The sequence below is a fragment of the Streptomyces sp. NPDC047042 genome, assembly GCF_040644035.1.
Lineage (GTDB): Bacteria > Actinomycetota > Actinomycetes > Streptomycetales > Streptomycetaceae > Streptomyces.
The window spans coordinates 161,116-180,967 of sequence record NZ_JBEYVP010000024.1 but is presented as its reverse complement, the minus strand read 5'-3'; the positions used below and the strand labels follow the sequence as shown (position 1 = coordinate 180,967).

General features: G+C 69.1%; 18 protein-coding genes. 5 read left to right on the top strand and 13 right to left on the bottom strand.

From position 1 onward, the window contains the following. Nucleotides 1–183: 183 nt before the first annotated feature. From ABZ855_RS27810 to ABZ855_RS27795, 4 genes are all read right to left on the bottom strand, one after another. Nucleotides 184–969: a serine protease gene (locus tag ABZ855_RS27810; RefSeq protein WP_360811305.1), complete on the bottom strand. Its 786-nt coding sequence runs from the start codon at nucleotides 967–969 to the stop codon at nucleotides 184–186. Nucleotides 970–1,148: 179 nt separating this feature from the next. After that, nucleotides 1,149–1,646, bottom strand: coding sequence for an N-acetyltransferase (locus ABZ855_RS27805; RefSeq protein WP_360811303.1), 498 nt, complete (start codon nucleotides 1,644–1,646; stop codon nucleotides 1,149–1,151). Nucleotides 1,647–1,788: 142 nt separating this feature from the next. Continuing rightward, nucleotides 1,789–2,259 carry a hypothetical protein gene (locus tag ABZ855_RS27800; RefSeq protein ID WP_360811301.1) on the bottom strand — a complete coding sequence of 157 codons (471 nt, stop codon included), beginning with the start codon at nucleotides 2,257–2,259 and terminating at the stop codon, nucleotides 1,789–1,791. Nucleotides 2,260–2,467: 208 nt separating this feature from the next. After that, the gene (locus tag ABZ855_RS27795) at nucleotides 2,468–3,085 is read right to left on the bottom strand and encodes a YceI family protein (RefSeq protein ID WP_360811299.1); all 618 of its coding nucleotides are present in this window, start codon (nucleotides 3,083–3,085) and stop codon (nucleotides 2,468–2,470) included. Nucleotides 3,086–3,406: 321 nt separating this feature from the next. Here ABZ855_RS27795 and ABZ855_RS27790 point away from each other — a divergent pair, with 321 nt between their 5' ends. Together ABZ855_RS27790 and ABZ855_RS27785 are read left to right on the top strand one after the other, a co-directional pair. Then, nucleotides 3,407–5,014: an acyl-CoA carboxylase subunit beta gene (locus ABZ855_RS27790; RefSeq protein ID WP_360811297.1), complete on the top strand. Its 1,608-nt coding sequence runs from the start codon at nucleotides 3,407–3,409 to the stop codon at nucleotides 5,012–5,014. A 70-nt stretch (nucleotides 5,015–5,084) separates the two neighbouring features. Beyond that, on the top strand, nucleotides 5,085–5,273 hold the full coding sequence (locus ABZ855_RS27785) for an acyl-CoA carboxylase subunit epsilon (RefSeq protein WP_360811295.1): 189 nt from the start codon (nucleotides 5,085–5,087) through the stop codon (nucleotides 5,271–5,273). Between the two features lie 216 nt (nucleotides 5,274–5,489). Here ABZ855_RS27785 and ABZ855_RS27780 read toward each other — a convergent pair whose 3' ends face one another. The 8 genes from ABZ855_RS27780 to ABZ855_RS27745 form a co-directional block, all read right to left on the bottom strand. After that, nucleotides 5,490–6,071 (bottom strand): ATP/GTP-binding protein, encoded by a 582-nt coding sequence (locus ABZ855_RS27780; RefSeq protein ID WP_026248371.1) that lies wholly within the window; start codon nucleotides 6,069–6,071, stop codon nucleotides 5,490–5,492. Next, complete coding sequence (locus ABZ855_RS27775) at nucleotides 6,052–6,639, bottom strand: DUF742 domain-containing protein (protein WP_319209657.1); 588 nt, start codon at nucleotides 6,637–6,639, stop codon at nucleotides 6,052–6,054. Before ABZ855_RS27775 ends, ABZ855_RS27780 begins: the two co-directional genes overlap by 20 nt. 96 nt (nucleotides 6,640–6,735) lie before the next feature. Then, nucleotides 6,736–7,149 (bottom strand): roadblock/LC7 domain-containing protein, encoded by a 414-nt coding sequence (locus ABZ855_RS27770; protein ID WP_005479603.1) that lies wholly within the window; start codon nucleotides 7,147–7,149, stop codon nucleotides 6,736–6,738. Nucleotides 7,150–7,159: 10 nt separating this feature from the next. Beyond that, nucleotides 7,160–10,495 carry a nitrate- and nitrite sensing domain-containing protein gene (locus tag ABZ855_RS27765; RefSeq protein ID WP_360811292.1) on the bottom strand — a complete coding sequence of 1,112 codons (3,336 nt, stop codon included), beginning with the start codon at nucleotides 10,493–10,495 and terminating at the stop codon, nucleotides 7,160–7,162. A 379-nt stretch (nucleotides 10,496–10,874) separates the two neighbouring features. Then, entirely contained in the window at nucleotides 10,875–11,450 is a 576-nt protein-coding gene (locus ABZ855_RS27760; RefSeq protein WP_006375318.1) for an ATP/GTP-binding protein, read from the bottom strand. Then, nucleotides 11,431–11,829 carry a DUF742 domain-containing protein gene (locus ABZ855_RS27755; RefSeq protein WP_360811290.1) on the bottom strand — a complete coding sequence of 133 codons (399 nt, stop codon included), beginning with the start codon at nucleotides 11,827–11,829 and terminating at the stop codon, nucleotides 11,431–11,433. The genes ABZ855_RS27760 and ABZ855_RS27755 overlap by 20 nt, the downstream gene beginning before the upstream one ends. 108 nt (nucleotides 11,830–11,937) lie before the next feature. Beyond that, nucleotides 11,938–12,351 (bottom strand): roadblock/LC7 domain-containing protein, encoded by a 414-nt coding sequence (locus tag ABZ855_RS27750; RefSeq protein WP_044471908.1) that lies wholly within the window; start codon nucleotides 12,349–12,351, stop codon nucleotides 11,938–11,940. A gap of 9 nt (nucleotides 12,352–12,360) precedes the next feature. Then, entirely contained in the window at nucleotides 12,361–16,248 is a 3,888-nt protein-coding gene (locus ABZ855_RS27745) for a nitrate- and nitrite sensing domain-containing protein (protein ID WP_360811288.1), read from the bottom strand. Nucleotides 16,249–16,854: 606 nt separating this feature from the next. Between ABZ855_RS27745 and ABZ855_RS27740 the strand changes: the two genes are divergently transcribed. The 3 genes from ABZ855_RS27740 to gltX all read left to right on the top strand — a co-directional run bounded on the left by ABZ855_RS27740 (nucleotide 16,855) and on the right by gltX (nucleotide 19,495). Continuing rightward, a complete protein-coding gene (locus tag ABZ855_RS27740; RefSeq protein WP_006379594.1) occupies nucleotides 16,855–17,043 on the top strand; it encodes a hypothetical protein in 189 nt (62 codons plus the stop codon). 198 nt (nucleotides 17,044–17,241) lie between these two features. Continuing rightward, nucleotides 17,242–18,018, top strand: coding sequence for a fumarylacetoacetate hydrolase family protein (locus ABZ855_RS27735; protein WP_006379595.1), 777 nt, complete (start codon nucleotides 17,242–17,244; stop codon nucleotides 18,016–18,018). Continuing rightward, entirely contained in the window at nucleotides 18,011–19,495 is a 1,485-nt protein-coding gene (gene gltX / locus ABZ855_RS27730; protein WP_360811286.1) for a glutamate--tRNA ligase, read from the top strand. The genes ABZ855_RS27735 and gltX overlap by 8 nt, the downstream gene beginning before the upstream one ends. Before the next feature lie 59 nt (nucleotides 19,496–19,554). Here gltX and ABZ855_RS27725 read toward each other — a convergent pair whose 3' ends face one another. Further along, a complete protein-coding gene (locus ABZ855_RS27725) occupies nucleotides 19,555–19,839 on the bottom strand; it encodes a hypothetical protein (RefSeq protein WP_360811284.1) in 285 nt (94 codons plus the stop codon). Between the last annotated feature and the right edge of the window lie 13 nt (nucleotides 19,840–19,852).

Below are 19,852 nucleotides of genomic sequence, written 5' to 3'. Positions count from 1 at the left end.
CCCCTCCGGCGTTTGAGGAGCGGGGGTTCGGGGGCGGAGCCCCCGATGGGGGTCCCCCCTCTGGGGGAGGGACGGGTAGGGGCGGCGGGGGCGAATCACCCCCCCCCGGCGGCCACACGCACGGGCCCGGCGCTGAGAGCGCCGGGCCCGTGGACGTCGTACAGACTGCGGTGAAGCCACGCGTCAGAGCGTCGCCGCCGCCGAGGCAATGGCCGAGGCGAAGGTCGAAACCTCGGAGTAGACACCAGGCGCGTTGGGCTGAGCGCACCCGTCACCCCAGCTCACGATCCCCACCTGAATGAACGCACCGGCGTTGTCCTTACGGAACATCGGACCACCGGAGTCCCCCTGACAGGTGTCGACCCCGCCCGCCGCGAACCCGGCGCAGATCTCGTCCCCGGCGACGAGCCCGGTGTAGAGCCCGCCGTACGCCTTGCAAGTGGCGTCGCTGATGAACGGCACCGTGGCCTTCAGCATGTAGCGCTGCTGCGCGCCCCCCTCGACGGCCGCGCCCCAGCCGGCGACGGTGAAGTTGCCGGTGTTGTACTGCGTGGTGGTGGCGATCTTCAGCGTCGCCTGGTTGATCGGCGTGGCGAGCTTGATGAGCGCCCAGTCCTTGCCGTTGCCGTTGTAGCCCGGGGCCCGGTACACCTTGGTGGACTTGACCTGGACCCGCCCGCTGGTGGACTGGAGGTCCACGACACCGGCGGTGGCGGTGATGCTGGTGTTGGTGCCCGTGGCGCCCACACAGTGCGCGGCGGTGAGAACGATCTGCTGCGTGTAGAGCGCGCCGCCACAGCCCATGGAGAGCCGGACCATGAACGGGAACTCGCCCTGCGCGGCACGGGTGCCGCCGATCACGGGCGCGGGGGCGGCCTGCGCGGAGGAGAGGGGCTGAAGGCTGATGATCGCGAGCGCGGCGGCGCCGGCGGCCGCGGCTCTCTTGAGCGCGGTGATGAGCTTCTTCAACGTGATGACCTTCCGTGGGGGGCGGACATACGCAGAGATGTCAGGCTCATGCCAAACAAACAGAAAGAACTCCTGTGCTGAATGGCATGAGCCGGTCAAAATCTGTTGAAGGATTATGGGAACGCTGTGAGCGTGGCCACAAGGGGCGAAATCAGGCCGTCGGCATCGAGCCAGACGGGCTACGCGCCGGCGTCGGGCAGCCGCAACCACTCCGCCCAGGACAGATCGCGCCCGATGAACCGAGGCCGTACGAAGGGCCAGTCCTCGGCGATCCACTGAGGCACGAGAGCGTCGAGAGCCCGCTCCACCTCGCCTCCCACGGCACTGTCGACCACCCACCAGGACACCTCGGCGTCGGCGCCGGCCTTCTCGGGCGGATCGATGTAGACGCACCCGAGTTCGACGGTCTCGCTCTCATCGAGGAGTACGTAGTTGAAGGACTCATGGGCGTCGATCTCGGCGGCGTGCCGCTCCAGATCGGCGAGATTGGCCTCGTAGGTGATGGTGGCGGCCGGCCACCCCCAGGCCTCCCCGAAGATGTCCCAGAGCCGCTCGCGCGACCCCATGACGGTCGGATAGTCGAGCGCGGCATCGGCCCCGCGAATCGGCCGCAGATGATACCCACCGGGTACGTCGACATGCAGGGGGTGGGCGAAGTCGCGGGGGAGCCAGGTCATGATCGGAGGCTAGCTTCCCGGCGGGAGCCTCGCATCGGGTTATCGCGGAGAGTGGTCAAGCCGTGTGTCGCCCCGGCACTCCTCGCGGGCCGCGTGAACGACCCGCGCGCCGCCCGCGAGGAGATCTCCTGTCCCGCCGTGACTACGGGATCGTGACCCGGTAGACGCCGCCGGCGACGTCGGCGTTCGAGGGGGTGACGGTCACGCCGCCGAGGGACCGCGTCCGGGCTCCCCACTGCGGGATGTACGCGTCACAGTTGCCGCTCTCCCAGGCGGAGACGCGGTAGGTGGTGCCCGCCGTGACCTTGTAGGTGGTGGCGTAGATGATCCGGGGCGAGGCGCCGGAGGGCGAGCCGTTGTTTATGCATGTGACGGTGGTGCCGTCGTCGATCTGGAGGCTGCCGAAAGCCACGACGGACATGCCTGCCCCTCGGGCGAAGACCGGTACGTCGGCGGTGAGTGTGGCCGTGGGGGCGGCGGCTTCCGCCGTCGACGCCGCCGACGCCGTGGGCGCCACGGCGAGTGCGGTGGCACCGGTGACGGCGAGCAGGGCCGTCAGGCCGACGGACCGGGCCGTGCGAAGGGTGCGGCTGTGGGGGTGCGTGGGGCGCATGACTTCTCCAACTGGCGAGAGGATGTCCCGATCTGGATGACTTGCCGATTGCCTGTGGGGGGCAACTTGAACTATCAAGCAGACCCTGTTGCGCTCGGCATGAACTGTCAAGCGGATGGGACGGTTTCCGGCCTCGTTGACTCCCACGCGCCCCTGTGACCCCACTCCCGGTGACCCTCACTCCCGGCAACACCAAGGGCGCGTCGCCTCACGCGTTCCTGATGGCCGAGATGTCGAAGTTCAGCTTGATCTTGTCGGACACCAGGACCCCGCCGGTCTCCAGTGCCGCGTTCCAGGTCAGGCCCCACTCCGAGCGCAGGATCTCCGCCTTGCCCTCGAAGCCCACGCGCTCGTTGCCGAAGGGGTCCTTCGCCGCGCCGTTGAACTCCAGGTCGATGGAGATCTGCTTGGTGGTGCCGAGGATCTCCAGGTCACCGGTGATGCGGTAGTCCTCGCCGCCCAGCGACTCCGCCTTGGTGGAGCGGAAGGTCATCGTCGGGAACTCGTCGGTGCGGAAGAAGTCGGCGCTCTTCAGGTGGCCGTCGCGGTCGGCGGAGCCCGTGTCGATGCTGTCCATCTTGATGTCGAGGGACGCCGTCGAGGCCGAGGGGTCGCTGCCGTCCAGGTGGAGGGTGCCCTCGAACTCCTTGAAGCCGCCCTTGACGTTCGTCACCATGGCGTGCCGGGCGACGAAGCCGATCGTCGTGTGGGACGGGTCGATCGTGTAGTCGCCGGTGAGCGCGGTGAGCTCGGGGGCCACGGCGGTCGTCACGGACGAGGTGGCGGTGTCGCCGTCAGCGGTGTTCTTGCGGCCGAAGATGCTCATGGCATGGCTCCTTGGGGACGAGGTACCGAAGTCGTTGAACCTTGAATCAGTTCGACAAGGGCTACCGTAGACCCATCCTGTTCAATATTCAACTGTGTCGGGGGAGTGTGGGCGACGTTACTCCGAGTGGTGTAGTCCAGTCGGGTAGATTGTGGACGCCGATGTGACGCCTTTGTGTGACCCCTACAAGCCGCACGCCCCTTGAGCAGTCGGGTCGGCTGCATCCCGGCGTTGTTCTGTTCAGGGGTACCAGGAAAACGCGCCGGAGACTGTACGGAGTCGACGGGCCGGTTTTCTTGCTCGGCTTCGTATGGTCGCTACATGACCGTTTTGGATGAGGCGCAGGGTGAGCTCGCGGGCGAGCCGACGGTGGAACCGACGGACGCACGCGGGCGCGTGGCCGAGCTGCACGAGATCCGTGCGCAGGCCCTGGCCGGCCCCAGCGAGAAGGCCACCGAGGCGCAGCACGCCAAGGGCAAGCTGACCGCCCGGGAGCGCATCGAGCTGCTCCTCGACGAGGGCTCCTTCAACGAGGTCGAGCAGCTGCGCCGGCACCGCGCGACCGGGTTCGGTCTGGAGGCGAAGCGCCCGTTCACGGACGGTGTGATCACCGGCTGGGGCACGGTGGAGGGCCGTACGGTCTTCGTGTACGCCCATGACTTCCGTATCTTCGGCGGCGCGCTGGGCGAGGCCCACGCCACGAAGATCCACAAGATCATGGACATGGCCATCGCGGCCGGGGCCCCGCTCGTCTCGCTCAACGACGGCGCCGGCGCCCGTATCCAGGAGGGCGTCAGCGCTCTCGCCGGCTACGGCGGCATCTTCCAGCGCAACACCAAGGCGTCCGGGGTGATCCCGCAGATCAGCGTGATGCTCGGCCCGTGCGCCGGCGGCGCGGCCTACTCGCCCGCCCTCACCGACTTCGTGTTCATGGTGCGCGAGACCTCGCAGATGTTCATCACCGGTCCGGACGTCGTGAAGGCGGTCACCGGCGAGGAGATCACCCAGAACGGGCTCGGCGGCGCCGACGTGCACGCCGAGACCAGCGGCGTGGCGCACTTCGCGTACGACGACGAGGAGACCTGCATCGCCGAGGTCCGCTACCTCCTCGCGATGCTCCCGCAGAACAACCGCGAGAACCCGCCGCGCGTCGCGTCCGAGGACCCCGCCGACCGGCGCAGCGACGTCCTGCTGGACCTCGTGCCGGCCGACGGCAACCGGCCGTACGACATGGCCAAGGTCATCGAGGAGATCCTCGACGACGGCGACTACCTGGAGGTCCACGAGCGCTGGGCCCGCAACATCATCTGCGCGCTCGGTCGCCTGGACGGACAGGTCGTCGGCATCGTGGCCAACCAGCCGATGAGCATCGCGGGCGTCCTGGACATCGAGGCGTCGGAAAAAGCTGCACGGTTTGTCCAGATGTGCGACGCTTTTAACATCCCGATCGTCACGCTGCTGGATGTCCCCGGCTTCCTGCCGGGCGTCGACCAGGAGCACGGCGGAATCATCCGGCACGGCGCGAAGCTGCTCTACGCCTACTGCAACGCGACCGTTCCGAGGATCTCGCTGATCCTGCGCAAGGCGTACGGAGGCGCGTACATCGTCATGGACAGCCAGTCCATCGGCGCCGACCTCACCTACGCCTGGCCGACGAACGAGATCGCCGTGATGGGCGCCGAAGGTGCCGCCAACGTCATCTTCCGCCGTCAGATCGCGGATGCCGAGGACTCCGAGGCGATGAGGGCTCGGATGGTCAAGGAGTACAAGTCCGAGCTGATGCACCCCTACTACGCCGCCGAGCGCGGTCTGGTCGACGACGTCATCGACCCGGCCGAGACGCGTTCGGTGCTCATCAGGTCGCTCGCGATGCTGCAGTCCAAGCACGCCGACCTGCCCTCGCGAAAGCACGGCAACCCCCCGCAGTGATCCCACTCGGTAACCCAGCGGATCCTTCGCGGTCCCCCCGCGGAAACCTCTCTCACGGAGACTGTGACCTATGAACACCTCTGACATTCGCGTCGAGAAGGGCCACGCCGAGCCCGAGGAAGTCGCCGCCATCACGGCCATCCTCCTGGCCCGCGCGGCAGCGGCACCGGTGGCCCCTGTGGCTCGTCGTCGCCCCAAGGCCGGCTGGCGCCGCCTGGAGCGCGAGGGTGGGTTCCGCGCGCCGCACAGCTGGCACTGAGCCTGGGTTTTGAGAAGGGCCCCTCCCGAGGTGCGGGAGGGGCCCTTTCTCGTGCGTCGTCGGCTGCGGGCCCGGTGGGGGCTTGTCGCGCAGTTCCCCGCGCCCCTAAGAACAGCCTCGTCTTAGGGGTGCGGGGAACTGCGCGACAAGCCACTGGGCTGCCGCAGACGGCGTACAACCGTCCGAGGCAGCCCAGTAGCCGCAAGAAGCACGTACCTACCGAAGCCGAGCCATCAGCGCGTGCTCCACCAGAGTGATGAGCGCCGACTTCGCATCCGCCCGATGCCGGGCGTCCGTCGTGATGATCGGAGTGTCGGGCCCGATCTGCAGAGCCTCCCGGACCTCGTCCGGGTTGTACGGCTGGTTGCCGTCGAACCCGTTCAGGGCGATGACGAAGGGAAGCCCCGAGTTCTCGAAGTAATCGACAGCGGGGAAACAATCGGCAAGGCGCCTCGTGTCAACGAGGACGATCGCCCCGATCGCACCGCGCACCAGGTCGTCCCACATGAACCAGAAGCGGTCCTGCCCCGGCGTACCGAAGAGGTACAGGATCAGGTCCTGGTCCAGGGTGATACGGCCGAAGTCCATGGCGACGGTCGTCGTCGTCTTGTCGCCGGTGTGCGTAAGGTCGTCGATCCCCGCGGACGCGGACGTCATCACGGCCTCGGTACGCAGCGGATTGATCTCCGAGACGGCCCCGACGAACGTGGTCTTACCCACGCCGAAGCCGCCCGCCACCACGATTTTCGCGGACGTGGTGGAGCGGGAAGGCCCTCCGCTAGAGCTTGCGAAGTCCACTGAGCACCCTTTCGAGCAAAGTCACGTCTGGCTGGCCGCCGGCGCTCTCGTCGCCGCCGGGCTGATGGATGGCGACCAGGCCTGCCTCCGCCAAGTCGGCGACGAGGATCCTGGCCACACCGAGAGGGATGGTCAGCAACGCCGAGATCTCGGCCACCGACTTGATCTCTCGGCAGAGGTTGCAGATTCGCTGATGCTCGGGCAACTGGCCCTGCATCTGGTGCGGCTGCGCAGTGGTGTGCACCAGCGCCTCGATGGCGAGCTGGTAGCGCGGGCGGGTCCGGCCGCCGGTCATGGCGTACGGACGCACCAGAGGGTTGTTCGACCCCCCTGCGGGGGAAGGCTCCGAGGAGCGGCGCTGCGGCTGCACGGGCTGGATGCGGGGCGACGGCGGCTGGTCGTACGGCGACGGCCCGGGACCCTGCGGGTGCTGGGGCGCGTACGGCTGCTGCCGGCGGTGGCTGGGTGCGGAGGGGAAGTTGTACCGGTTCTGGTCACCCTGGCCCTGACCCTGGCCAGGGCCGTACGACCAATTGCCCGAGGGCGAACCGCCTGGGGGTGTTGCCACTTTCTTCTCCTCCTCCGACTGTGCCGGGCACCGCATCACTGTGGAGCCGCGTCCGAAACCTACCGCCCCGAGACGCCAAAACGCACTGTCTGACTGTTAGTTGAGAAGGCTCCCTTGGAGCTCCGCACGCAAATCGGGTGTCAGGACCGTACCGGCACGGTCGACCAGAAGCGCCATCTCGTACCCAATGAGACCGATGTCGGCCTCCGGATGTGCGAGCACCGCGAGGGAGGAACCGTCGGACACGGACATGATGAACAGGAATCCCCGCTCCATCTCCACAACCGTCTGGTTCACGCTGCCGCCCTCGAAGATGCGCGAGGCACCCGCGGTGAGAGAGGTCAGACCGGAGGCGACAGCGGCGAGCTGGTCCGCACGGTCTCGCGGAAAGCCTTCGGACATCGCCAGAAGGAGTCCGTCGGCGGAGACCACCACCGTGTGCGACACCCCGGGGGTGTTGTCCACGAAGTTGGTGATCAACCAGTTAAGGTTCTGCGCCGCCTGGCTCATCGGGCTCACACTAACGCTCCTGGTTGTAGGTGCTGTCAGGCCCACCGTGGTGATTCCTGGTGGCCTGGCCGTTCGTCTCACTGCCTGCGGTGCGTCCTCGTTGGACACCCCGGCGCAGGTTGCTCAACCTGCCCCGGATGTCCTCGGGGGCGCGGGAGACCGACGGGCCGCCCTGGGGAGTCGCTTCCGCGGCGCCCTCGATCAGGTTGGCCTTCGGTACCCGACGCGGCAGGCCGGAGGAGGTAACCCCGCCCGCCTTGGGCTTGCGGAGCTGTGAGGCCTGCTGCCAGCGCTCGTCGTTCGCCGAGCGCCAGTCGTCGGGACCGGTTCCGTTGCCGTTCGCGGTGCCGTTGTGCTCCGCGGGTGCCGGTGCCGGAGTCTCCTGGCCCACGTGCTGCCGGGTGGTGCCGTTGCTGGTGCCGCTCGCGGTGGATCCGCGGCGGGGGAGCCCGGCATCGGTCAGCGTGTGGGCGGCGGAAGGCGCCGGTCCCGGACGCTCGAAGCCTACGTGATTCCGCTCACTCACGTCAGCGGCCTGCGCGGATTCCGAATCCGGAGCGTACTCGGAGTGGTGCCCGTTCTGGTAACTGTCCGGCTTCGGCCAGTCGTCCTGGTAGCGCCGCTCCTCGAAGGCCGAGAAGCTCTCCGGGGCGGAGGCGTGGGCCGGCGCGGGCTCCTCCTGGGCGGGCTCCGCGTACGCGGGCTCCGGGTAGCCGCCGTTGCCGTTTCCGTTCGAGGACGGGTAGCCGTTGGCCGCCGGGTAGTCGCTGCCGACCGCCGGGAAGTCGTCCGTCTGCGGGAAGCCGTTGTTCCCGTTGAAGTACGGCTCCTCGTACGACGGCTGCTGCCGCTCCTCGTACGCCGTCTGCTGGTCGAAGCCCGCGAAGGGCTCGTCCAGGGCCGGGCTCTGGCCGTTCGGCGCGGCCGTGAAGTCGTCGCCGTACGCGGGGGCCTCGATGGCCTCGTGCGGGGCCGACTCGGGGTGTGTCTGGGCCTCCAGCTGCGCCCGGCGCTCCTCACGCATCAGGGAGCGGCCCACCGGGTCCAGCTCACGGATGTCGTCGGGGACCTCGGTGTAGCGGCTGTCGTCGAAGCCGAGCTCGGCCGCCGTACGCATCGGCTGCACCTGGGCGGGCTGGAAGTTCTCGCCGACGTAGTTCTGCTGCTCGGGGATGATCTGCGAGACGGTGAACTCGTCGCGCTGCATCTGCTGCTCGCCACCGCCACCGTGGGTGATGGCGTCCGGGAGCATGACCAGCGAGGTCGTACCGGCCTGCTCGCCCGAGGGGCGGAGCTGGACGCGGATACCGTGCCGGTCGGACAGCCGGCCGACCACGAACAGGCCCATGCGCTGGGAGATCGCGGCGTCCACGGTCGGCGGGTTGGCCAGCTTGTGGTTGATGTCCGCGAAGTCCTCGGCGGTGAGGCCGATGCCCTTGTCGTGGATCTCGACCATGACCCGGCCGTCGGGAAGACGGGTCGCCGTCACCCGGACCTTGGTCTGCGGGGAGGAGAACGTCGTGGCGTTCTCCAGCAGCTCCGCCAGCAGGTGGACGAGGTCGGTGACCGCACGGCCGTGGATCTCGGCCTCCGGTACGCCCGACAGCTCGACACGCTCGTACTGCTCCACCTCGGAGGAGGCGGCGCGCAGGACGTCGACCAGCGGGACCGGCTGGTCCCAGCGGCGGCCGGGCTCCTCGCCGGCGAGGACGAGGAGGTTCTCGCCGTTGCGGCGCATACGGGTCGCGAGGTGGTCCAGGCGGAAGAGGTTCTCCAGCTGGTCCGGGTCGGCCTCGTTGTTCTCCAGGTCGGTGATCAGGGTCAGCTGGCCCTCGATCAGGGACTGGTTGCGGCGCGACAGGTTGGTGAAGATCGCGTTGATGTTGCCCCGCAGCAGGGCCTGCTCGGCGGCCAGCCGGACCGCCTCGCGGTGGACCTGGTCGAAGGCGCGGGCGACCTCGCCGATCTCGTCCGTGGTGTTGATGGGGATGGCGGCGACCCGGGTGTCGACGCGACCGGGGTCGGTGCGCGACAGCTGGTCGACCAGCATCGGCAGGCGCTGCTCGGCGATGCCGAAGGCCGCGTTGCGCAGCTGGCGCATCGAGCGGCTCATCTGGCGGGCCACCATGCCGGCCAGGATGAACGCGGCGAGCAGCGCGACCACGACGGCCGCACCCACGATGATCGCGTCCTGCTTGGCCTCGTCGGAGATCGAGGCGGCCTCGTTCACCGCGCTCTGCGAGAGCCCCGACTCCAGCTTCAGGTACATGTTGTATTTGAGGGTGTTGACCGCCCACCAGTTGTCTTTGGTGATGCCCTTGGCCGCGAGCTCGGCACGGGCGTCGCTGTCCGTCGAGGGGAGCGCGGCGATGGCCGCGAGCATCTCGTTCGGGTCGGACGGCGGCGGGACGTACGTCGCGCCCTTGGCCGCCGCGGCCTGGGCGGCCTGCTCGGCCATCTCCTTGCCCTGGGCCGTGGCCTGGGCGGACGCGTCCTCCAGCTTCTTGGCGTCCTCGGGGGTACCGCCACCGATGTACTCCGCGATGGCGATCTTCTCGAGGTACGCGTACGAGGTGAGAGCGATGCGCTGGCTCTGGAAGCTGCCCCGGCCGGGACCGGGGTTGACCAGCAGGTGAATGCCGATGGCCCGCTCGAGCGACGCCGCGGCCTTGGTGAGGGAGAGTGCGTACACGATCCGGCCGTAGGCGGTCGAGTAGGTCTTGTTGCCCGTACCCAGGCCCAGCTCGTTGGAGAACTCCATCAGGCTGTGGGTGAGGAGGGTGTAGCTCTCCTCGGACTCCACGCCCTGGCGCTTGGCGGTGTAGGCGGTCTCCCGGACCGTCGCCAGCTGGGGCTCGACGTCACGGAACAGCTTCAGGCGGCGCTCGAGGCTCGCCCGCTGCGGGATGTTCCGCGCGGCGACGTCGAACGCCTCGGCGGCCTTGTCGGTGACCGCGCGGGCCTTGACGACCGTGGGGTCGTTCTCGCCGTCGCCCGAGAGCAGGGGCTCCGCGGTGATGTCGCGCTCCTGGAAGAGGGCGTCACCGTAGACCAGGGCCGCCTGCACGAGACGTGCGGTCTTCTCCGCGTCCTCGGCCTGCTGCCAGGTGTCGATCGAGCTCTTCACCTGGAAGCCGCCCATGATCAGGCCGACGACCACGGGTATGAGCAGGATCGCGTTCAGCCTGGTCGGCACGCGCCAGTTGCGCGGGGAGAACCGGCTGCCGCTGGGAGCGGGTGGCGCCATCGGCTCCGAGCCGGGCGCAGCGGTGGGCGCCGCTCCGCGCGGCGGCGGGGTGAAGTTGCCCCGGGCCGACGGCTCGGGACCGTTCTTGCTTCGCCTCACTCGACCAACAACCTCTCGGCGGAAGGCACCAACGTTGTGCCGCAGTGTCTCAGAGCCCGGTAAGTCAAGAGCCCTCTACAGAGGTACGTCTTTGACTATTAGGCAGTTCAGGCATTCCAGCACGTAGGCCTTCGCTCTTCCAAACGTCGGAATGCGAAGATCCATAGCGATGTAAGCCCCAGATAAAACGGTCATAAAGAACGAGCCCCGTCAAAAGACGGGGCCTATGTGAGCGCAGCGAGACCAGGTGACCGCGACGCGTGGCCATACCACCAGATATCTCTGTCGAAACGTTATGAACACCGGGGCCGACCGTGTCAAAGGCCACAGCCGGCTCCGGTGTATCTACGACAACTGGCGTACGGCATTGCGGATTTGGCTACCTCAGGCGCGCCATGAGGGCGTGCTCGACCAGCGTGATCAGCGCGCTCTTGGCATCCGAGCGGTGCCGGGCGTCCGTCGTGATGATCGGCGCGTCCGGGCCGATCTGGAGCGCCTCGCGCACTTCTTCGGGGTTGTACGGCTGGTGCCCGTCGAAGCCGTTGAGGGCGATGACGAACGGCAGGCCGCTGTTCTCGAAGTAGTCGACCGCGGGGAAACAGTCCGCGAGCCGGCGGGTGTCGACCAGGACCACGGCGCCGATCGCGCCGCGCACCAGGTCGTCCCACATGAACCAGAAGCGGTCCTGGCCCGGCGTACCGAAGAGGTACAGGATCAGGTCCTGGTCCAGGGTGATACGGCCGAAGTCCATGGCCACCGTGGTGGTGGTCTTGTCCCCGGTGTGCGTGAGGTCGTCGATACCCGCGGAGGCCGATGTCATCACGGCCTCGGTACGCAGCGGGTTGATCTCCGAGACGGCGCCCACGAACGTGGTCTTGCCCACGCCGAAGCCACCCGCGACCACGATCTTCGCGGAGGTGGTGGCCCGGCCCCCGTCAGAGCTTGCGAAGTCCACTGAGCACCCTTTCGAGCAGTGTCACCGCTGGTGCACCGCCGTTGTTCTCGTCGCCGCCCGGCTGGTGGATGGCGACCAGTCCGGCCTCGGCGAGGTCCGCGACGAGGATGCGGGCCACACCGAGCGGCATGGCGAGGAGCGCCGACACCTCTGCCACCGACTTGACCTCACGGCACAGGTGGCAGATGCGCTGGTGCTCGGGCAGCAGTCCCATCAGCTGGGCCGGATCGGCCGTCGTGCTGATCAGCGCCTCGATGGCGAGCTGGTAGCGCGGCCGGGTCCGGCCGCCGGTCATGGCGTACGGCCTTACCAGCGGCTGGTCGCCCTCGTCCTCGTACGGCTGTGCGTACGGATCATGAGAGGCGGTGGGCGGGGTCATGAGTCCTCCGGGCGGGACAGCGTCGGTCAGTCGTGCCGTCTGACAGGGCCGGTGGGGGAGATGTGGCGGCCGGACGGTGTTTTGGTGAGACGGGTGGATCCGGAACGGTCAGTGGAGCAGACTGCCCTGTAGTTCGGCGCGCAGATCCGGGGTGAGCACGGCGCCCGCCCGGTCGACCAGGAGCGCCATCTCGTAGCCGACGAGGCCGATGTCGCAGTCCGGGTGGGAGAGGACCGCGAGCGACGATCCGTCCGAGACGGACATGAGGAAGAGGAACCCGCGCTCCATCTCGACGACCGTCTGGGCCACCGTGCCGCCCTCGAAGATGCGCGAGGCACCCGCGGTGAGCGAGGTGAGCCCGGACGCGACCGCGGCGAGCTGGTCGGCGCGGTCCCGCGGGAAGCCTTCCGACATCGCCAGAAGGAGACCGTCGGCGGACACGACGACGGTGTGGGACACACCGGGGGTGTTGTCCACGAAGTTGGTTATCAACCAGTTGAGGTTCTGTGCCGCCTGGCTCATCTGGCTCAACTATCGCTCCTGCTGGTGAGTGGGGCTGGGGAAGCTGCCCGTCTGGTCGGCGCCGGTACCGGCCTGCCGACCCTGGGCGATGCCCCTACGGAGGTTGGTCAGCCGGCCGCGCACGTCATCGGGCGCACGCGAGACCGCCGGACCGCTTTGGTGCTGTTGCTGCTGAGCCGTACCCGGTACGAGGTTCGCACGCGGGACCCGGCGCGGAAGGCCGGAAGTAGTGACGCCACCGGCGGCCGGCTGGCGGACCCGCTCGGCCTGCCGGACCAGCTCGTCGTTGGGCGAGGTGCGCCAGGAGCCGGTCGCGGCCGGCGCGGCCGCCGGACGCGGGGGAGTGGCCGCGGCGGACGGCTGCGAGGGCGCCGAACCGTTGCTGCTGCCATTGCCGCCGGTGCCATTGCTGCTGCTGCTGCCATTGCCCGACTGCGGCCGGCCGTTCTGCGGCTGGCCCTGCTGACCCTGCCCGTGGAACCAATTGGTCTCCAGGGTGTCGTACAGCGGGGTCCGTCCGTCACCGGGACCGCTCGCCGGCGGCAGGGCCTCCGGCTGCGGCGGGCGCGGCGGGACCGGCGGCCGGGAGCCGCCGAAGTCCGCGGGGCCACGGCCGTCGCCCGGCTGCGGGCGCTCGAACTGGCCGGTGGACGACGGGTCCTGCTGACGGCGCGGCACCGGACCCCGGTTGTCGAAACCGGAGGGCGCGGGGAACTGGCCGGTCGAGCCGGAGTCGTACCCGGTCGGCGCGGGGAACTGGCCCGTCGAACTGCTGTCGTACGACGGCGGAGTGAACTGCCCCGTGTTCTGCGGACCGGGCTGGCCGCCGGGCGGCGTGCCGAAGACGTCCGAGCGGACGTACGACCCGTTCTGCTGGCCGCCCATGTCGCCGGAGCCGTTGTAGCCGGGCACCGGGAACTGGCCGGTGTCCGAGGGGCCGCCGGGACGCGGGGCGTTGTAGTCGGGGCGGGCGAACTCGGAGGTGGCCGCCGGGTTCTGCAGCTCGTCGATGCGGGGGATCGCCGGCATCTCGGAGGTCGCCGCCGGACCGCCCCGGTCGTCGATGCGCGGCATCCGTGAGGTGGCGTCCGGCTCCTCGTGACCGCGCGGGGTGTCCAGCGAGGCACGCGGCACCGGAGGCTGCGCGTTCTCGTCGCTCCAGCTGGGCCGCGACGGCGCGTTGCCACCGGGCAGCTCGGGACGCGTACCGCCCCGCGGCGGGAGCTGCGGACGGCGCCCGCCGCCCTGACCCTCCCCGCGCTGCGGCGGTACGGGGCCGCGGGAGCCGCCGAAGGCGTCCTGACGTCCGGTGGTGTTGCCGAAGGCGTCCTGGCCCTGGCGTCCGCCCGGACCGTCGCCGAAGCCGCCGGCGGCCTGGAGACCCTGCGGGGCACCCGGCGCCTGACCGCCGAAGGCGCCCGCGCCGGCCCCGGCCGGAGCCGGCCTGCCGCCCTGCTGAGGAGCGCCCGGACCCTGCGGTCCACGCGGCGCACCGCCGGGGCGACCGGCCCCGTCCCGGCCGGGCAGCGCGGCACGCGCACCCTGGCCGGAGCCGACCTGACCACGCGGCGCCGCACCGGCGCCGAGGAGCCCGCCACCGGCGGGAGCGCCCTGGCCACCGCCCCGGCGGGCCGCGGCCACACCGGCGGCGGCCTGCGCGGCGGCGGGACCGCCGACGGGGGCACCGCCCTGGCCGGGCTTGCCCGGAGCGGGCTTCTTGCCGCCCTGGGCGACATCGACGGGGAGCATGACCAGCGCGGTCGTACCACCGGAGTCGGAGGGACGCAGCTGGATACGGATGCCGTGGCGCTGCGAGAGGCGGCCGACCACGAACAGACCCATGCGGCGGGAGACCGACACGTCCACGGTGGGCGGCGCCGCGAGCCGCTCGTTGATCGCCGCGAGGTCCTCGGGGGAGAGGCCGATGCCGGTGTCGTGGATCTCGATCAGCACGCGGCCGTCGGGCAGCGCGTGACCGGTGACCTTGACCTTGGTCTGCGGGGAGGAGAACGACGTGGCGTTCTCCAGCAGCTCGGCGAGCAGGTGCACGAGGTCGTTGACGACCCGGCCGGCCACTTCGGTGGTCGGTACGGACGACAGCTCGATGCGCTCGTACTGCTCCACCTCGGAGGCCGCGGCGCGCAGCACGTCGACCAGCGGGACCGGACGGGTCCAGCGGCGGCCGGGCTCCTCACCGGCGAGGACGAGAAGGTTCTCGCCGTTCCGGCGCATACGGGTCGCGAGGTGGTCGAGCTTGAAGAGGGAGGACAGCTGGTCCGGGTCGGCCTCGCGGGACTCCAGTTCGGAGATGAGCGACAGCTGACGCTGGATGAGGCCCTGGGAGCGGCGCGAGAGGTTGGTGAACATCGCGTTGACGTTGCCTCGCAGGAGGGCCTGCTCGGCGGCGAGGCGGACGGCCTCGCGGTGCACGTCGTCGAAGGCCGCGGCCACCTGGCCGATCTCGTCCCGGGAGTGCACACCGACCGACTCGACGGAGGTGTCGACGTCCTGCGGGTCCGACTCCGACAGCTGCTTGACCAGCTCGGGCAGCCGGTCCTGGGCGACCTTGTTGGCGGTGTCCTGGAGCCGGCGCAGCGAGCGGATCATGGACCGGGCGATGACGAAGGCGCCGACCAGCGAGACACCGAGGACGAGCAGGATCAGCGCACCCGAGATGATCGCTTCCTGCTCGGCGTCCTGGCGCAGCGCACGGGCCTTCTGCTCCATCTCGTTGAGCAGCGTCAGCTCGATGGTCTTCATCTGCTGGATCTTGGCCGAGTCGTCGTCGACCCAGTCCTTGTAGGAGCGCTTCTGCAGCGTCTGGAGGCCGTCCCTGCTCTGCAGGATGCGCTTGGCGTAGAGGTCGGCCGCCGTGATCGTCGGGCTGCCGTCGTCGATCGGCTTGAGGAGGTCCTCGGCGCCGTCGCCGTAGATGCTCTTGAAGCTCTCGAGTTCGGAGTCCTGGCTGTTCAGGGCCGACTCGGCGTACAGCCGGTCGTTCTCCGTGAGCCTGCCGGACTTCGCGGGGTCCTCGGGCAGCGCGGCGGCGATGACCGCACGCTGGATGGACGCGTACTCCTTGGCCGACGAGAAGGCGGCCAGCGAGCGGGTACGCGTGATCATCTCGGGGTTGCTGGTCGCCTCGGCCATGTCCTGGGAGAGGTCGAGCAACTGGGTGACGAGCCGGTGGTAGGCCTCGACCGTCTGCGTGGAGTTGTTCGGGTCGTCGTAGGCCTTGCTGCGGATGTCGCTGAGGTTGCTCAGCTCGCTGACCAGACCCACCAGGCTGTCACGGACACCGCTGAGGGTGCCCTTCTTGCTGGCGGCGTCGATCTCCTCGGAGCCGTCGATGAAGTTGGCGAGGGCCCGGTCGGTCTTGTCCCGTACGCCCTTGACGCCCAGGTCGTTGGCCGACGCGCCGTGCGCGAGGGGGCCGGCCGACTGGTCGCGCTCCTCCTGGAGCGCGGCGGAGAGCTCGGTCGCCTGCTTGGTGATGTCGGTCAGCAGCCGCATGTTGTCGAGCTGCTGGATGTCGTCCATGTTGTCGCTGATGCGCAGGGCACCGAGCGAGGTCGCCGCGACCACGGGGAGGGCGAGCAGCGAGACGAGGCGGGTCGAGATTCGCCAGTTGCGCAGAGCTATTCGCGTGCCGGGGCCGCTGGGACCCTTGGCGGGCTTCACGGGCGGCGGTGCGGCCGCGGGCCCACCGGTGGCGCCCTTCTGGCCGGGCCCGCCGGGCACACCACTGCCGGGGCGCGTCGACCGCTCGCCGTTGTCGCCGGTCAGAGCTGGCTGGCCCGCGGTCTGGGCGTGCTGGGGGGAGGAACCGTTACCGGCTCCGTTGTGTGGCTCCGGCTCCGCCGAAGCGCTGCCATCCCTCTTGAAACGTCCCTGCACTAGCGTCGCAACCTCTGGACCAGGCGTCCTTCCGCGTGAACGGACGGACGGTGTCGGCGTATGAGGGGCGCCCTGAATGCGTCCCTCATGGTGGTCGTGAGTAACCCGGCGCGGTTCCCCTCTCACGTGCCGCCGCTCGGCGCTGCTTCGCGCCCCCTGTGCGCCGGCTCGATCCCGCGGCGGTCCGTGGAATTCCAGCACAGTGCCGGATCTCCAACAAGGCCAATGGGTCACGGTGTGACGACGATGACACCTCGTGAGTGCTCAATCACGAGGTGTAGAAGGCGATTCCGTACATACCGGGCGAAATTCAATGCGCCGCCGGGGTGTGGACGGTGTCCAGGTCGCCATGATCAGGAGCGGAATGAGGGCTTCAGTGAAGCAATGTCCGTTTCGTGGAGGGGGAGTGGAGGTCGGAATTGACCGTTTTGCCCATGGATTCGTGAGGAAACTCACACGCCGTTCAAGGGGTCTCCGTGACTTCCCCAGGGAATCGCATGTTTAGCCTGACGCTTTACAGGGATGGCAAATCCGACAACCCGCGCCCGGACAGCGGCTTCCAGCCGCGCCGAGCGCCCGGACACGACAGGGTCGAGGACTACAACAGTGAAGACGACGACGATGTTCCGCAACATCGCAAACCCGCGGCGCACGACGCTGGCACACCTGACGGACGCCGACGAGCTGACGCCCGTCGAGCAGCCGGAGCACTCCGTAGACCTCCCCACCCAGACCGCCAACCCCCGCCGCACCATCCTCATGGACGCCCCGGTCGCGGCCTCCGTCGCGGAGTAGTACGCACGAGTCCGCCCGGTTGCTCAGGGCGGACCCCGCGAATGTCTGTGTGTCAAGGGCGCCCGTGCCCCTCGTACCCGGTTCTGTGCCGTACGAAGGTCGCGGGCGCCCTCGCTTATTGCGCGAGGCGCCCGCCCGCGGCGCGTTAGCCTGGACCGTCAGACTCCAGCCGGACCAGCAGAGGGGCGCAGGAATCCCGTGCGCATCGCCAGATTCTCCATCGACGGGAACGTCGCCTTCGGCGCGGTCGAGGGTGACAAGCCGGACGAACTAGTCCTCGACATCATCAAGGGCATCCCGTTCGCCGACTTCGAGCTCTCCGGCACGAAGGTCCCCCTCGACAAGGTCCGGCTGCTGCCGCCGGTGCTCCCCAACAAGGTCGTCGCCTACGGCCGCAACTACGCGGAGCACGCGAGGGAACTCGGCAACGAGGTGCCCGACGCCCCGTTCGCCTTCTTCAAGCCGTCCACCTCGGTGATCGGCTCCGGCGACGACATCCAGTACCCCTCCTTCTCCGAGGAACTGCACCACGAGGCCGAACTCGCCGTGGTCATCGGCCGGATGTGCCGCGAGGTCCCGCGCGAGCGCGTCAAGGACGTCATCCTCGGCTACACCTGCGCCAACGACATCACCGCGCGGGACGTGCAGAAGCGCGAGAAGCAGTGGGCGCGGGCCAAGGGCTTCGACACCAGCTGCCCCCTCGGCCCCTGGGTGGAGACGGACCTCGACCCGTCCGACCTGACGATCCAGCTCACGGTCAACGGAGAGCAACGCCAACTCGGCCGCACCAGCGAGATGATCCACTCCATCGAGGATCTGATCGTCAACATCACCGAGGCCATGACGCTGCTCCCCGGCGACGTGATCCTCACGGGCACCCCGGCAGGCGTCGGACCGCTCACCGTCGGCGACGAGGTCGCCGTCACCATCGAAGGCATCGGCACTCTCACCAACAAGGTTGTCAAGCGTGGCTAGCGCACCCGCCCCCGCCGTCCGAGTACGGTTCTGCCCGTCGCCCACCGGTAACCCCCACGTGGGCCTGGTCCGTACGGCCCTGTTCAACTGGGCCTACGCCCGTCACACCGGCGGTACGTTCGTCTTCCGCATCGAGGACACCGACGCGGCCCGCGACTCCGAGGAGTCGTACGAGCAGTTGCTGGCCTCGCTGCGCTGGCTCGGCTTCGACTGGGACGAGGGCCCGGAGGCGGGCGGCCCGCACGCGCCGTACCGCCAGTCGCAGCGCATGGACATCTACAAGGACGTCGCGGCCAGGCTCCTGAAGGCCGGCCACGCGTACTACTGCTACTGCTCCACCGAGGAGCTGGACACCCGCCGCGACGCGGCCCGCGCCGCCGGCCGGCCCTCCGGCTACGACGGCCACTGCCGCGAGCTGACCGACGAGCAGGTGTCCGCGTACACCGCCGAGGGCCGCACGCCGATCGTCCGCTTCCGGATGCCCGACGAGACGATCACCTTCACGGACCTGGTCCGCGGCGAACTGACCTTCACCCCGGAGAACGTCCCGGACTACGGGATCGTCCGCGCCAACGGCGCACCCCTGTACACGCTGGTCAACCCGGTCGACGACGCGCTGATGGAGATCACGCACGTCCTGCGCGGCGAGGACCTCCTGTCGTCGACGCCGAGGCAGATCGCCCTGTACAAGGCGCTGACGGAACTGGGCATCGCCAAGTCCGTCCCCGCCTTCGGGCACCTGCCGTACGTGATGGGCGAGGGCAACAAGAAGCTCTCCAAGCGCGACCCCGAGTCGAGCCTGAACCTCTACCGGGAGCGCGGCTTCCTCCCGGAGGGCCTGCTCAACTACCTCTCCCTGCTGGGCTGGTCCCTCTCGGCCGACCAGGACATCTTCAGCATCGACGAGATGGTCGCCGCCTTCGACGTGTCGGACGTCAACCCCAACCCGGCCCGCTTCGACCTCAAGAAGTGCGAGGCGATCAACGCCGACCACATCCGTCTCCTCGACGTGCAGGACTTCACACGGCGCTGCGCCCCCTGGCTGCGGGCCCCCTTCGCGCCCTGGGCGCCGGAGGACTTCGACGAGACGAAGTGGCAGGCGATCGCGCCGCACGCCCAGACCCGCCTCAAGGTCCTCTCGGAGATCACGGACAACGTCGACTTCCTGTTCCTGCCCGAGCCCGTCTCCGACGAGGCGTCCTGGACGAAGGCGATGAAGGAGGGCAGCGACGCCCTGCTGATCACGGCGAGGGAGAAGCTGGAGGCCGCCGACTGGTCCTCCGCCGAGTCGCTGAAGGAGGCCGTCCTGGCCGCCGGCGAGGCCCACGGCCTCAAGCTCGGCAAGGCCCAGGCCCCGGTCCGCGTGGCCGTCACCGGCCGCACGGTGGGCCTGCCCCTCTTCGAGTCCCTCGAGGTCCTGGGCAAGGAGAAGACCCTGGCCCGGATCGACGCGGCCCTGACCCGCCTGGCGGCGTGACCCCGGAACACAGGTGAGGGGCGGCACCCGGAACTCCGGGCGCCGCCCCTCACATGTGTTCACTGCGCGTCGGCTTCGTCGATCAGATACTGGCTTTCATCGAAGATCCAGACAACGACAACCACCATGATGGCGCCGGCCACCACGTATTCCACCATCACGCCAGGGGCCACGTAGGCCTTGCGGAGATTGTCGTCAGGTCCCAGAGGAGCTGTCGACGTCTTCCGAAACGGGTCACGGGCCAGTATCCGCACGGCCCTGTCCAAGTGGGCTCGGCGCTCTGCGGGCAGGGTGTCGTAGGTCGTACGGGCCTCGACGGTGAACTGGACGCGATACTCGCTCATGTCTTCAGTGTGC

Excerpts from the sequence above, each read along its gene's own strand:
- ABZ855_RS27790 (WP_360811297.1), top strand. The coding sequence starts at position 3,407 with ATGACCGTTTTGGATGAGGCGCAGGGTGAGCTCGCGGGCGAGCCGACG.
- ABZ855_RS27770 (WP_005479603.1), bottom strand. The coding sequence starts at position 7,149 with ATGAGCCAGGCGGCGCAGAACCTTAACTGGTTGATCACCAACTTCGTG.
- ABZ855_RS27750 (WP_044471908.1), bottom strand. The coding sequence starts at position 12,351 with ATGAGCCAGGCGGCACAGAACCTCAACTGGTTGATAACCAACTTCGTG.
- ABZ855_RS27800 (WP_360811301.1), bottom strand. The coding sequence starts at position 2,259 with ATGCGCCCCACGCACCCCCACAGCCGCACCCTTCGCACGGCCCGGTCC.
- ABZ855_RS27795 (WP_360811299.1), bottom strand. The coding sequence starts at position 3,085 with ATGAGCATCTTCGGCCGCAAGAACACCGCTGACGGCGACACCGCCACC.
- ABZ855_RS27725 (WP_360811284.1), bottom strand. The coding sequence starts at position 19,839 with ATGAGCGAGTATCGCGTCCAGTTCACCGTCGAGGCCCGTACGACCTAC.
- ABZ855_RS27805 (WP_360811303.1), bottom strand. The coding sequence starts at position 1,646 with ATGACCTGGCTCCCCCGCGACTTCGCCCACCCCCTGCATGTCGACGTA.
- ABZ855_RS27785 (WP_360811295.1), top strand. The coding sequence starts at position 5,085 with ATGAACACCTCTGACATTCGCGTCGAGAAGGGCCACGCCGAGCCCGAG.
- ABZ855_RS27755 (WP_360811290.1), bottom strand. The coding sequence starts at position 11,829 with ATGACCCCGCCCACCGCCTCTCATGATCCGTACGCACAGCCGTACGAG.